This is a genomic window from Chryseobacterium sp. FH2 (assembly GCF_001045455.1).
Lineage (GTDB): Bacteria > Bacteroidota > Bacteroidia > Flavobacteriales > Weeksellaceae > Chryseobacterium.
Window position 1 is genome coordinate 272,095 of sequence record NZ_LFNE01000001.1, and the last position, 13,726, is coordinate 285,820.

General features: G+C 32.9%; 12 protein-coding genes and 1 pseudogene. 4 read left to right on the top strand and 9 right to left on the bottom strand.

Annotated features, from left to right (window positions below; translation table 11 throughout):
- Nucleotides 1–85: 85 nt before the first annotated feature.
- From feoB to ACM39_RS01340, 3 genes are all read right to left on the bottom strand, one after another.
- Nucleotides 86–2,119 carry a ferrous iron transport protein B gene (feoB, locus tag ACM39_RS01330; protein WP_048509206.1) on the bottom strand — a complete coding sequence of 678 codons (2,034 nt, stop codon included), beginning with the start codon at nucleotides 2,117–2,119 and terminating at the stop codon, nucleotides 86–88.
- Nucleotides 2,119–2,373 (bottom strand): ferrous iron transport protein A, encoded by a 255-nt coding sequence (locus tag ACM39_RS01335; protein ID WP_082140507.1) that lies wholly within the window; start codon nucleotides 2,371–2,373, stop codon nucleotides 2,119–2,121. The genes feoB and ACM39_RS01335 overlap by 1 nt, the downstream gene beginning before the upstream one ends.
- Before the next feature lie 134 nt (nucleotides 2,374–2,507).
- Entirely contained in the window at nucleotides 2,508–3,419 is a 912-nt protein-coding gene (locus tag ACM39_RS01340; protein ID WP_048509207.1) for a GLPGLI family protein, read from the bottom strand.
- Between the two features lie 237 nt (nucleotides 3,420–3,656).
- Between ACM39_RS01340 and ACM39_RS01345 the strand changes: the two genes are divergently transcribed.
- Nucleotides 3,657–4,154, top strand: a complete 498-nt coding sequence (locus ACM39_RS01345; protein WP_048509208.1) for a DinB family protein — start codon at nucleotides 3,657–3,659, stop codon at nucleotides 4,152–4,154.
- Between the two features lie 56 nt (nucleotides 4,155–4,210).
- On the opposite strand, the gene ACM39_RS01350 is transcribed toward ACM39_RS01345, so the two are convergent.
- On the bottom strand, nucleotides 4,211–6,916 hold the full coding sequence (locus ACM39_RS01350; RefSeq protein WP_048509209.1) for a Plug and carboxypeptidase regulatory-like domain-containing protein: 2,706 nt from the start codon (nucleotides 6,914–6,916) through the stop codon (nucleotides 4,211–4,213).
- A 301-nt stretch (nucleotides 6,917–7,217) separates the two neighbouring features.
- On the opposite strand from ACM39_RS01350, the gene ACM39_RS01360 reads away from it, so the two are divergent.
- Entirely contained in the window at nucleotides 7,218–7,571 is a 354-nt protein-coding gene (locus tag ACM39_RS01360) for a helix-turn-helix domain-containing protein (protein ID WP_048509211.1), read from the top strand.
- Between the two features lie 78 nt (nucleotides 7,572–7,649).
- On the opposite strand, the gene ACM39_RS01365 is transcribed toward ACM39_RS01360, so the two are convergent.
- The gene (locus tag ACM39_RS01365) at nucleotides 7,650–8,414 is read right to left on the bottom strand and encodes a GLPGLI family protein (protein ID WP_048509212.1); all 765 of its coding nucleotides are present in this window, start codon (nucleotides 8,412–8,414) and stop codon (nucleotides 7,650–7,652) included.
- Nucleotides 8,415–8,459: 45 nt separating this feature from the next.
- Nucleotides 8,460–8,669: a hypothetical protein gene (locus tag ACM39_RS01370; RefSeq protein ID WP_131701389.1), complete on the bottom strand. Its 210-nt coding sequence runs from the start codon at nucleotides 8,667–8,669 to the stop codon at nucleotides 8,460–8,462.
- A 476-nt stretch (nucleotides 8,670–9,145) separates the two neighbouring features.
- Here ACM39_RS01370 and ACM39_RS01375 point away from each other — a divergent pair, with 476 nt between their 5' ends.
- Both ACM39_RS01375 and ACM39_RS19125 read left to right on the top strand, forming a co-directional pair.
- On the top strand, nucleotides 9,146–10,027 hold the full coding sequence (locus ACM39_RS01375) for a cupin-like domain-containing protein (protein ID WP_048509214.1): 882 nt from the start codon (nucleotides 9,146–9,148) through the stop codon (nucleotides 10,025–10,027).
- Nucleotides 10,028–10,380: 353 nt separating this feature from the next.
- On the top strand, nucleotides 10,381–10,539 hold the full coding sequence (locus ACM39_RS19125; protein ID WP_165585076.1) for a hypothetical protein: 159 nt from the start codon (nucleotides 10,381–10,383) through the stop codon (nucleotides 10,537–10,539).
- A gap of 77 nt (nucleotides 10,540–10,616) precedes the next feature.
- On the opposite strand, the gene ACM39_RS01380 is transcribed toward ACM39_RS19125, so the two are convergent.
- From ACM39_RS01380 to ACM39_RS01390, 3 genes and pseudogenes are all read right to left on the bottom strand, one after another.
- Nucleotides 10,617–12,341, bottom strand: coding sequence for a hypothetical protein (locus tag ACM39_RS01380; RefSeq protein WP_048509215.1), 1,725 nt, complete (start codon nucleotides 12,339–12,341; stop codon nucleotides 10,617–10,619).
- Nucleotides 12,342–12,423: 82 nt separating this feature from the next.
- Nucleotides 12,424–13,038, bottom strand: a pseudogene (locus ACM39_RS01385) (ADP-ribosylglycohydrolase family protein).
- A complete protein-coding gene (locus tag ACM39_RS01390) occupies nucleotides 13,038–13,724 on the bottom strand; it encodes an SIR2 family NAD-dependent protein deacylase (protein ID WP_048509216.1) in 687 nt (228 codons plus the stop codon). Before ACM39_RS01390 ends, ACM39_RS01385 begins: the two are co-directional and overlap by 1 nt.
- Between the last annotated feature and the right edge of the window lie 2 nt (nucleotides 13,725–13,726).

Genomic DNA, 13,726 nt, shown 5'->3' on the forward strand with positions numbered 1-13,726 from the left:
TTTCTGAGTATTTTAAACAAAGAATAGCATGCGAATGCAACGATTAGTAATACGATTATGTATTGTAAAATTAATGAAGAGTCCATTATTTTAATATTTGATATGCAAACATCGACACAAAATATGCCAAACCGGTCATCATCACAACCTGAAAAGCCGTCCATTTCCAACTTTTGGTTTCTCTGTAGACTACTGCTAGTGTAGAAACACACTGCATTGCAAATGCGTAAAATAAAAGCACTGAAATACCTGTCGCAAAATTGAAGACTTTTTCGCCATTCGGTTTTATGTCGTGTCTCATTTTATCAATTACTTTCACTTCGGGTGCATCATCCTCTAAGCTGTATAATGTTGACATCGTACCTACAAAAACTTCTCTCGCTACGAAACTCGTCAATATTCCCACACCCATTTTCCAGTCGTAGCCAAGCGGAGCAATTACCGGCTCGATTCCTTTTCCCATTTTTGCCAAATAAGAATGATCAAGCTTAACATTAGTTGCAACAAACTGGCTCTGCTTCTGTTTTGGCCCGAAATAACTCAAAAACCAAATGATGATACTTACTATGAAAATAATTTTTCCTGCTCCTGTAATAAAATCCCAGACTTTACCCAAAACCATCTTAAAATCATATCCGAAAAGTGGTTTTTTATAAGCCGGCAAATCCATTACCAGATAGGTTTTTCCTTTATTTTTAATAAATTTATTAAGAATTGCTGCAGAAAGTAATGCAACAGCAAAGCCCAATAAATACATTGCCATCAAGACCAAAGCCTTGTATTTTATTCCTAAAAAAGTTTTATCTGAAATTATTAAACCAATAATGATACTGTAAACAGGAAGTCTTGCGGAACATGTCATGAAAGGTGTTACCAAAATGGTTAATAATCTTTCCTTTAAATTCTCAATGTTTCTTGTCGAAATTACTGCCGGAATTGCACAGGCTGTTCCTGAAACCAATGGAACAATACTTTTTCCGTTTAATCCAAATGGTCGCAAAATTCTATCCATCAGGAAAACAACTCTCGCCATATATCCTGAATCTTCCAATAAATAAAGAAAGTACAGCAAAATCCCGATTTGTGGCGCAAATACTACAATTCCCCCGATTCCCGGGACAATCCCGTTTGAAATCAAAGAATTAACCGGCCCTTCCGGTAAATGTTCTCCCGTGAAAGCAGAAAGCCATGAGAAAAAATCATCAATCCAGTTCATAGGATACTCTGCCAAGAAGAATACACTCTGGAAAATAACCAATAAAATTACTAAGAAAAATACATATCCCCAGAATTTGTGAACGAGTACTTTGTCTAATTTTTCCGTTAATAATTCTTTGAACTGCGCTTTTTTGGTAATGACATTAGCTAAAATTTTATCAACATTCTGATATCTTCTAACTGTTTCCTGAACCTGCAGTCTTTTTGGAACCAAGCTTTTAGAATCCGGCTTGTTCATTTGCTCTATGATCGAATCAATACGTCCTAAATCTGATCCTAGAGAAAGGCTCATCCAGGCTTTATATTCATTATCAACCCCTTGATGAGCAGCAATTTTTTGAATAAAATCTTTATGTTCGTTTGGCATTTCAAACGATAACTTTTCAGCTTTTACAAATTGATTATTTAAAACAGCATTTTTTATTTCGTCGATGCCAAAATTTTCCTTTGCATTGGTTTGAATGATTTTTAGCCCTAAAGATTCTGAGAATTTTTGAATATCTATATTAATTCCTCTTCTTTCAGCCTGATCGATTTGGTTGACAACCAAAATCATAGGCACGCCTAAATCTTGAATCTGCTGAAATAAAAGAAGCCCCCTTTTTAAGCTTAATGCTTCAAGAATATAAACAACACCCGCGTAATCTTTCTGATTATCAATAAGAAACTTTGAAAAAATAGCTTCATCCTCAGAACTTGGATAAATACTATAGGAACCGGGCAGATCCACCACCTCAACCTCTTCATTTTTATAAGTGTAGTTTCCCGAATGACTCGCAACGGTAACCCCTGCATAGTTTCCGGTTTTTTGTTTTTTATTGCAAAGCGCATTAAAAACCGTTGACTTTCCTACATTTGGATTCCCTACTAAAAGTACCTGTTTTTTTTGAGTTTCCTGCATTAATTCAATTCTTCAACAATAATAAAATCTCCTTCTTCTTCACGAAGAGCGATTCGGCTTTTTTCCTCTCCAAATTCCACATACATTGGTCCACTAAACGGCGCTTGATACAAAATTCTGAATGAAGTTTCCGGAAGAAGCCCCATTTCGATGATTTTATTGGGCATTTTCAGATGGTCATTGTCATATCCCAAAATCTTCCCCATTTTGTTTTTGGGAAATCCGCTCAATTTGTGTAAATCCTTATCTTTCAAAGCCAAATTTTTGTGTCTGCAAATATACGCTATTTAAATTTAATCTAAATAACGATGTGCCATAAAAGAAATCAACCCAAACACACGAATGCGTTTGGGTTGATTTACAAAATATAATTTAGTTGATATGAAGCTTATTTTTTCTTCTTTTCAGTAACTTGGGCCTGATTAATCTCAATCGGGTTATCATTAGCATTGAAGAAATCTTTGTACATTTTTTCCTGTTTTTTCATTATATCTCCAATTGTTCCATCCATTCCAGGGATACTTTTAGATAGCATTTCCTGCGTCATCATAGGTCTTACTGTAGCAAAAGGATCTTTTTTAAAATCACTGTATGTTTTCTCAAACTTTTCTCTTGTCAATTCGTTCACTTTTCCACCTTTAGCCTGCATTAGGTTTTCAATATATGAGTATTCTGTATAATCTTTTACCCTTTTATTTCCTTGTAAAACCCAAGAATAGTTTTTTCCTTCATCTTCTATTTTTACAATAAGACCCGGAAGTCCTGAAAACTTATATGGTCCGTCTTGAAAAGGAATATCTGTACTAAACCAAGCAGTCCATTTTCTTCCTCCAAATTCAGTAGTTGCCTTTTGAGCAGCATATTCTCCGATCTTTTGTTTGTCACCCAAGATATTCCAGTTGAATTTTACATCTTCGTTGTATCCAATATTACTTGGAGTAAATCCACTCGCAATTTTGTCTACATATTGTACTTTCATGCTTGGATAAAATTTATAAATTCTTGCTGAAATTTTTGGGGTTTTAAGAGATTTTGAAATATCTTTCATCATACCCGCCTTTTGCATCGCTTCAAATTCCACCTTCATAATAGAATCCTGCGAGATAACGGTGTAATCCTGATACACCGATCTGTTTTTATCCGTAATATCAAGAATTGTAATCACTTTATCAAGCTTTGCTGAATCTTTTTTAGGTTTAAAAGTTAATTCATAAAAAAAACGGTTTGCGGTTTCTTTCGATTCCTGAGCATTCGCAAAAGCCACAATAACAATTAAGAATATTGAGAAAAGTTTTTTCATTTTGAAAAGGTTTATATAATTAGTTAGCCTTTACTAACTTTTGTTACAGATTGTATGTCTTTTTATTTTGTTATTTTTTAATTTTAATATTTACCAGATTAAAAATATTGATTTTCAATTATTTATATTAGCCGAACGATAATTATCCGTTTTATGGAGAAGCAAAATTTGTGATTCCGTTAAAACACTTTTTATCCATAAAATTTTAACTTTAATATACCTAAAAACAAAATTATTATGGACACTTTATCTCAATTAAAAAACGAGCTTGATGCCGAGTATCAGACGACCCGAAAATTTTTTGAAGCTTACCCTGAAGGCAAAAATGATTATGCCCCTCATGAAAAAAGCTCGAAAATGATGCCTTTGGCAACTCATATTGCAGAAATTTTTGAATGGCCCAACGCGATGCTGAAAACTTCGGAACTGGATTTCGCTAAAGTAAATTATAAACCGAGCAATTTGTATACGAAGGATGATCTGCTTCAAAAACTCGATGAAAATTACCACTCCGGAAAAGCAGCACTTGAACAAGCAAAAGAGGAGGATCTTGATAAAATATGGTCATTAAAAAATAACGGTGAAGAGCTTAGAAAATGGACTAAATACGGCTCCATTCGTCACGGTTTAAACCAAATTACACATCATAGAGCTCAATTGGGGGTTTATTACAGGCTGAATGATATTCCGCTTCCCGGAAGCTATGGCCCGACAGCAGATAATCCTGATTTTTAGATTATTAAATATATCTTAAATAAAAAAACCAACCTCAATGAGATTGGTTTTTCTTTTTATTTAAAATTGAATTTTACAGTAAACATGACTTGGCTTGGACGAAGCTGGATTCTTGTGTAAGTATCCGTGAATCCGTCAACGGTATATGTTTCAAACAATTTCCTATTGGCAACATTCATCCATTTAACTTCAAAATCAATTTTCTTTTTAGCCCAAGTAAACTGATAAGAAACATCAAAGAATGGGTTTTTATATTTGGAGGTATCATTTCCAGTATTTACCTGATCCCAATAAAATCCGAAAGTATGGTTTTCAACAGGATATAAGAATAGGTTTAAATTGTGGTTATATCCATTCGTTCTAAAGTCCGATCCTGTTACACTATTTCTTGTATTCCAAGAATATGTGAAGTTATAATCCAAACTCATCCAACTAAAATAAGTGTTATTAAATTTAGCCCCAACACTTTGATTTACAGAATGATTCTCAAATCCTATGCTGTTTCTTTTTTGAAAAGACTCCGATTCTGTATTTCTATAATTCAAAGAGGCATTTGTTTTGAATTTTGGGAAATATTTTCCAAACTCAGCGCTGTAAGTATTGGATATATTTGTGTTATCTTCCAATTCATAGATAATTGTAGAAGCTCCTGTACCTTGATTTAGGACGTTTGCGGTAAGATTTCTCTTTGCATAAGTATATCTATATCTTACGTTAAAGAAAATATTATTTAATGGATTTCTATATTCAATTCCTGTTCCTGCAGATTTTGAGTTAATTTCATTAATAGGATTTTGAGGAGACATTGAGCTTAAACTTCCCGGATTTGAAAGGATACTTCCTGCATACATATCACTAATATCACCAAAACTATTGCTTATACTCCCATTCACACTGGCTTTCCAGAATGAAGCAAAAGAATACTGTGCAAACGCATTAGGTTCAAAGGTAACTTTATGTAATGATTTTGAAACATCTCTGTCATCATCTTTAGCAGTTATATTATTAAAATTTACCGGCATTTGGGCAAACACCATCCAAGCATCAGTTTTCAAATTAATACCCACAGCCCCATATGGGATGGTGTTTGTATACTTTATATTATTTACATAACTGTTCCCATATCCGATTGTTCCGCTATTTGTAATACCTAATAATTCTGAATTCATATTATTGGTGGAAAAATTTAGACCTACTTCTGGTGTAAACGTCCAATTTTTTTTAGTAAAACTTATATTAGCAGAATGATTTGCCTGAAAAGTTTTCATATTAAAATTCTGGCGGACAATGTTTGCTCCTTGAAAATCAAAAAATGTATATTGATCTGTTGCAGGATCATATGAGGTAGGAATTTTTATATAAGAAGCAGGATTTATATCTAAATTTTGGTGGTCATCCTGATAACTTAAATATGATTTTATGTTAATCATTTTTTCCTTCCATGGCAAAATGGTGCTCAATGAATTTTGAAAAGAGGTTGTTGGAGACTGTACTCCTTCATTTCCATTTCTAGCCCCAAATCTGTCATTAATATCTGTGCTTGCTCTATCAGCATTCCAGAACTGGCTAAATGAAGTTGTATTTTTAAAGAATCCTTTCTTAGCATTTTTTGTGAAAATCAATTCTCCTTTTGCTTTATCAGTATAAAAATGGTTAAGAATATTTGTTGTATAATGAGTATTTTTTTGATAGTCATTTTGCTCAGTATAAGATTCTCTTTCAATGGCATTATTAGTATAATTTGCATTGGCCTTTAATTCCCATTCTTTTTTCTTATCAATATTTGTAAGATAATTGGCTGATAAATAATGTACATTATTCATCAAATATCTTTTAGCAGGAAGATCGGGAGTACTTGCGTTTTCCACATTTAGCCAATCATTTTGGGATGCATTAATCCTTCTGCCTTCCCATCCGCTTCCAAATGCTAAGATATTCCCTTCATTTTCCACCTGCTCTCCCATATTGTTTGTTTTATAATTAACAACCCATTGGCTTTTTTGTCCAAAAAACATGGGCGTTAATTTTACATTCCACAACCAAGGATCTCCGAAACCGGTTCCCACTTCGCCACGGCCTGTCATTGTCACGGAATTTTTAAGCTTAATATTAATCGCAGCCTGATCGGAAGGCACTTTATCCTGAAGTATTTTTACCGGTTGGTGATTTTCAAGAACCTCAACTTTTTGTACGGCATCTTTTGGAAGTGAATTGTTAATTGTTCCGTAACCTCCTTCCATTAAATCCTTTCCGTTTACATAAAATTTATTGATTGCATTTCCTTGATAAAGGATTGTTCCGTCGGTATTTACTTCAATTCCGGGAATTTTTCTCATTACATCGGCTAACGTTCTGTCGTTTTTGCTGTCAAAAGCTTTCAGATCATACGCAATGGTATCCCCTCTAGAGGTAATCATTTTTGTTTTCAGCTGAACTTCTTTAATTTCTGTAGCTTCAGACTGCATTTTAAAGCTTAATGTCTGATCACTGTTGCTGATTTGTTTGGTTAAGGGTTTCTGGTTAAATGCTTTGACTTTCAAATCTACATTCGATTCTGCAGAAGTAAAAGTTACTTTGTATTCCCCCTTTGAGTTGGTAATCCCATATGCCAAAATTGCATCTTTTCCTGGTTCTTCTACCGTCACACTTGCGCTTGGGATTGCAATTCCATCTTCATCAGTAATTTTTCCCGAAACCGTCTTTTGGGCAAAAGAAAGAATTGAGAAAAAAATCATCAGAAACAAAGAAATCTTTTTTTTCATAATTTATTATTTGAATAATTAGTTATTGGTTATAGCTTTTTGTTACACTCTATTAAAGATGAAATTTGTTTTAAAAAGTTAAAACTTTATTTTATCACTACAAACATAGTTATATTTTTTTATATTTCATTCAAGCATTTTAAAGAAGAAAATTTATTTTTAAAATATTCATCACCATCGAATGAAAAATATAAATCTTTTTTACCTTTTTATTCTTCATTTGTTTCAATTATTGAATTTTAAAACATATTGCTATTTATTTTTTATCTAATTGTATAAATTTGTAGAAAAGAACCATATTATGGGAGTAGGAACAAACCTAAAAAAACTCAGAAACAAGACCAAACTTTCTCAGCAGGAAATCGCTGATATGCTAGGTTTAGACAGAAATACGTATACCAACTGGGAAAACGAAGTTACGGATATCAAATCCCAATATATTCCAAAATTGGCGGAAATTTTCCAGGTAAGTATTCTTGACCTTTTTGATGGAGCGCAGAAAAATCAGTTTGTAAATAACAGCTACGATAACAAAGATAGTTCTGTTGGTCAAAAAGATTTTCAACAAGGAATTATTCTTAATATCACAGAACCAGAATTAGCAAGAGATTTGGTTTCTAAGCTAGAAGAACTAATCAAAAGTTTGAAAAAATAAATTTTTAATTTGCCATTCCGTAGGAATCCATACTTTTATTGGAATAAAATGGCTTACATTCCTACGGAAAGACAAAATTTATTCAAAAGGTTTTAATTCCAGAGGATTATTTTTCATTATTTTCATTTTATCAAGTATATTTTGGGTTTCTTTTCTGAAACCTTCATCATCAATTGGAGGAAAAGCAGCCAAAGTAAATTCCATATTATACTTAGACTTTAAATAATTTTTTTTGCTCATCAGTTTATAATTAGAAAGATTGAATGTAAATTCTTCTGAATCTTTTTCAATTTTTGTCACTGTGAAATGATAATCATCTCTTGTATCATACAGGTCAAAAATCAATCCCGGAAGGCCCGTAAATTTATATGGTCCAGTTGAAAAAGGATATTCTTTAGAAAAATACGCAATCCATCTACGTCCATATTTATTAGTTGCTGCCATTTGACATTTTACTCCATTTATTATTTTTGTATCCCCATACAAAACCCATTTTAAAGGCTCAGATTCTTCATATCTCAGTTTCGCATCTGAAAATTTTATAAAAACAGACGTTTTATTATTTGTTTTTATTACTCTTTCCTGAAAATAATCACTAATTATTCTAGTATCTATTGCAGCTGTTTGTTTATACTGTCCTGTATCGTTCAAATAGTTTTGGGCGGCTCCAAAATATGAATCTTGAGAATTACTTAATAAAACAAATTTCTGAGTGTGACGATATTTTTCACCTAATTGAAGCTTAGAATCATAAATAACTTTTATAGTTGATTTAAAACTAACTTTTTGAGCACAAGTTGCTATGCAAATAATAGTTGCAAGAATTATGTATATCTTTTTCATATTTAATAAAGGTAGGCAGAACAAGTTCTACCTACCGAATTTAAATTAAGGATTAATTGTTACATTTGGTGTTACTCCACATTCAGCTTGGTTTGCCGCAGCAATCCAGTCTGCCATTTGATTATACGTATAGTTATTCGGAAATGTAGTATAATGCGTCACTCCACATGTGGAAGTCCAGACTGCCTGAATGTTTTTTGCAAACGCCATCACGGAAATACCCATCATAGCGCAAAATAAAATTTTCTTTTTCATAATGTTTTGTTTTAAAAATTAATAAATAGATTTTTCCCAATCCGTGATTCCATGTCTAGAATAGGTTTCCGAATCAGATGATGCATCACTTATGACAGTCAAGAGATTGTAACCACACAACAGACCGTTGTATAGCTTTCGCGAGTTTCTCATTTGTATCATATCACAAATTTATGAATAATTCACAAACCATTTACCAATGAAAATCAGCAAATTATGCGCAATTTTATAGGCAAAAGATAATTCATTGCACAATATTTATACTTAAATTTTTTAACTTAACTTTTATGTTTTACTTATTCTTATTTTATTTTTTTCAGATAGCATGAAATAAAAACATACAATTGTTAATTATTTGTTTTAATTTTTATTTAGTCTAAGCATTTAAAATATTGATTTCAATCATAGATTAAAAAAAACTTAAACCACGAATCATAAATATTTATTTAATAATTTTGTAACATAAAATTTATAAGATGGGAATTAATTTAAAGCCTATAGATATTGTAGACGATATTACTCAAGAAGAGTTTATAGAAAAATATCTAAAGCCCAGAAGGCCCGTTGTCATCAAAAATATGGCAAGAAAATGGCCTGCTTATCAAAAATGGACAATGGAATATATGAAGGAAGTTGTTGGTGATGTAGAAGTTCCGTTGTATGACAGCTCAAAAGCAGATCCTGCAGCTCCCATCAACACCCCTACTGCCAAAATGAAATTCGCAGATTATATTGATCTTATTCAAAGAGAACCTACTGATCTGAGAATTTTCTTTTTTGATCCTATAAAACAGGCTAAAAAATTATTAGACGATTATATTTCGCCAAAGGATTTGATGGGTGGATTTCTAGATAAATATCCATCAATGTTTTTTGGAGGAAAAGGTTCTGTGACCTTCCTTCATTATGATATTGATATGGCTCATATTTTCCATACACACTTCAATGGAAGAAAGCATATTCTTCTTTTTGACTACAAATGGAAAGAAAGACTATACCAGATTCCCTATGCAACCTACGCGTTGGAAGACTATAATATTGAAAATCCTGATTTCACGAAATTCCCGGCATTGGATGGTGTGGAAGGTATTGAGTGTTTCCTTGAGCATGGCGATACGTTATTTATGCCAACGGGCTGGTGGCACTGGATGAAATATCTTGACGGAAGTTTCTCTATTTCTTTAAGAGCCTGGGATAAATCTTGGGCCGTGAAAGCACATTCTTTATGGAATCTTACTTTCCAGCGTAAATTTGATGATATCATGAAGAAGAATTTCAAAAAGAAATACATGGACTGGAAAGAAAAAGTAGCCGTAAAACGAGCAGAAATTGCGTTAAAAAGAGGGTTACCAAAATAAAATGAAAGACGTTTCTATATGAAACGTCTTTTTTTGTTTAATTAATTTTCTAAGAATGAAAAATCCTCAACATGTATTGAGGATTTAATCAAAATATTAATATTTGTAGTAAAATTGGTGTTTTTTGTGACTTTCCGGATTATAAAATATTCCCGAACTCCTTCGGGAATATTTAATGTTCCTTATTCTGTTTAATTTCTAATAGTTGTGGTTGAACATTCAAGTACTATGCCAGGAATACTATATTTTTCACAAAAATTTATTTATTTGTTTTAGATACCACATTTTGAGTTTGCGCCTAAAAATGGTACACTTTTAGAATAGATGATTTCAGCACACAAAAAATATTACATATGAATTCATCTACACAATCTGAAAGCAGCAATTCACATTTCAACAGGGAAATTGAACGTCAAAAAGCCATTAAAGCTTTGGAAAAAGCAAAAAGTATTAAGAGAAAAGTTGTTTTTCTACCCCAGGGAGCAACAGGAAATCTAAATTTTATATACTAGATTTACTATAGAAAATAAGCTGCAAATTGCAGCTTATTTTTTTGTTTTCAAAGGATTTTAACTGCAATAAAATGAGATTATAAGATTCTATAAATCGGATATTGCCTAAAGGTTTTTTCTTCAAAGTAAGGAGAGTTTCTGTAAACCCAATCCAATTGAGCAGTTCCGTCATCTGCAAACTTTTTATCCGAAGTTTTTTTAGCCTCAAATTTTTGTTTTAAATCTTTATCTTTTTTCAGTAACTCTGCTGCAGTATCTTCAAAAATATAGGCTGAATAATATTCTTTCTGAGCTAAAATCCCGTCAAAGAAATTCCAGTTGAAAAAAGAGTCCAATGCTTCCGGTTCTAGGGTTTCAATAATGTATTTTACTCCTTCCTGTGTGGTCGGAACAATGTAATCTCCGGTAATAAAATTCAGATTTTTATTTGACGTATCAACCGTAGTCTCAAAATGCAGATAATGACCTTCGTAAGGATTTTTTACGGTTTTAAAATCATTAATTTTATAGGATTCCACGGCAATGGTACTGTCTTTTTCAAGTCGTTTCATCTGAATCTGATTTCTTTTAAATTCTTCAATGACTCTATGTTGAGACTGAGGAATCACATAATATTTTGGTATCGTGACATAGCCCGTCGCAAAGGCCGTTGTAAACAGCTTTATTCTCTTGGTAAAAGGCTTATTCCTGTCATAATACAATCTTGGCTTACCGGAAACCTCGCTGGGCTTATATTTTCCTTCAAAACCTTTAAAATCCATCGTAGAATATTTTGTAGAATCTATTTTCCAACGAATTCCGTATTGTTTTCCGGCTTGATATTGTTGTAAATTTTTCGTTCTGAGCTGTTTTATCTTTTTATAATCTTTATCTAAATTCTGAACATTCACAAACATATATTTATACGTCGCATCTACTCTTTTATCGTAAGGTTTCAACATATGCGTTTCAGGCATTGTTGCCAAAGTATTAAATAGAGAAGCATATCCCGTAGAATATCTCGGGGAATCTTCAAAAGCCGCAAAACCAATTTCAGGAACATCCCCGTGAATATTGACATAAGGTGTACTTTCGTAACCTAATTTTTTTAAATCTTTGAGATTATCTGCCTGATAATTATTGTAGAAATATTCTCCCAAGACATTTCCCAATCGTTCTTTGAAAGTGGAGATATAAGTGAAAGTATATTGATAATCCGCTCCGTTACTCACATGATTATCTATAAAAACATCAGGTTTCAGCCATTGATAAATCTCCTGAAAACTTCGGGCATTTCTGGAATCTGCTTTGATGAAGTCCCTGTTTAAATCGTAATTTCGCGCATTTCCCCTGAAACCATACTGTTCAGGACCATTTTGATTGGCTCTTGAGAATGAACCGCGATTCAGCATTCCGCTCACATTATAAGCTGAAACAGAAGCAATAATAATATTCTGAGGAGTTTTAATTTTCTTTGTCACCAAATCTCGCATCAGCATCATCGTTGCATCAATTCCGTCCGGTTCGCCCGGATGAATCCCATTGTTAACGAACAAAATTACTTTTTCTTTTCTTAATTTCTCTAAATCTTTTTCAGGAAAAGGATTGTAAACCACCACATAAATAGGTCTCCCATTATCATCCTCTCCCTTTTTCAGATATTGAATTGTACTGAAATTTTTAGCTAAATCCTGATAATAAGAATTCATCTCATCATAAGTAACGGACTGATTTCCATTCCCTTTTTCAAAAGGTGTCTGAAAAGTATGTTGAGCAAAAAACAAAGATGAACTTAAAAAAAATAAGAGATATTTCAGTTTCATTGAATTGATATTTTGAAGTTTAAAATTACTTTGTTTTTATAAAACAGCGAAATTGTGAAACTGTGAATTTATTTTATATTTTTCATTCGCAATGGGATTCATCCGGGCCGGACGGAACTTCTGCACATCCCAAAGCTATTTTCTGCATACAATTATAGGCTTCTTTTTTATTCTTCCCTTTTATCAGCTGAATTGCAAAAATCACATAAATAAAACATGCAAAAACAGAACGGAAATGCCCATGAGTAATGGATGAAACTTCTTTTACAGTTTGATACAGATTTTCGGTATTCTCTTCATCTTTAAGATAAAAAAAGGAAGAATTCTCATCAAAGAACCGTTATCTTCTTGAAAATTTTGCACTTTCACCTTTAATCAATCTTGCAATGGAATGTTTTGTTGTTCCACCAATATCGAAAAGCTTTCCGTGGGCAGTCCAGCGTCCATATTGTACCCATTTTACAAAACTTTCTCCAATTTTTTCTAAATCATATCCTTTGGTTAATTCATCAGCAAGACAAAGTGTTAATGAGCTATCGTCACTCCAAGTCCCTTTTGGCTGATTCCAAGACATATATTCCAAATACCCAGTAACAGCAGACTTCTTTAATTCTTCTCTTTTTTTGAATTCCACTGGAACACCCAAAGCATCACCAATACAAACTCCGAAAATTCCTGCTTTTACTATATTTTCCATTATGCAAGATTTACCAGTTTATCAAACAATAATTTCATCCCCTGAGTTGCAGTTTCTTTTATGACAACAGCTCTTTGTCCGTACCCAAAGCCCGTCTCGTTAGGATTGATAACAACTAAATGGCAATCATCTTTAATATAGTGAAGCAATCCTGCTGCCGGATAAACTTGTAAAGATGTTCCGATTACCAGAAAGATGTCTGATTCTTTTGTTTTTTCAATCGCTTCTTTCATGAGCGGAACGTCTTCACCAAACCAGACAATAAAAGGTCTTAACTGACCTCCGTCTTCCGCTTTGTCCCCGATATTGATGTCTTCTTTCTGTTCATAAATCAAACTTTTATTATTGCAGGAACATGACTTGAACAACTCTCCATGAATATGAAGAATATTTGTAGAACCTGCTCTTTCGTGCAAATCATCAATATTTTGCGTAATAACCTGAACGTCAAAATATTTTTCCAGATCGGCAATTAATTTGTGAGCATCATTTGGTACGACCTCATGAAGTTGGCGCCGCCTCTGATTATAAAATTCCAACACCAAAGCTTTGTCTTTTCTCCATCCTTCAGGACTTGCGACATCCGTTACATTATGATTTTCCCAAAGTCCACCTCCGTCTCTGAAAGTTTTTATTCCGCTTTCGGCACTGATTCCTGCACCACTTAATATGGTTAGTTTTTTCATTG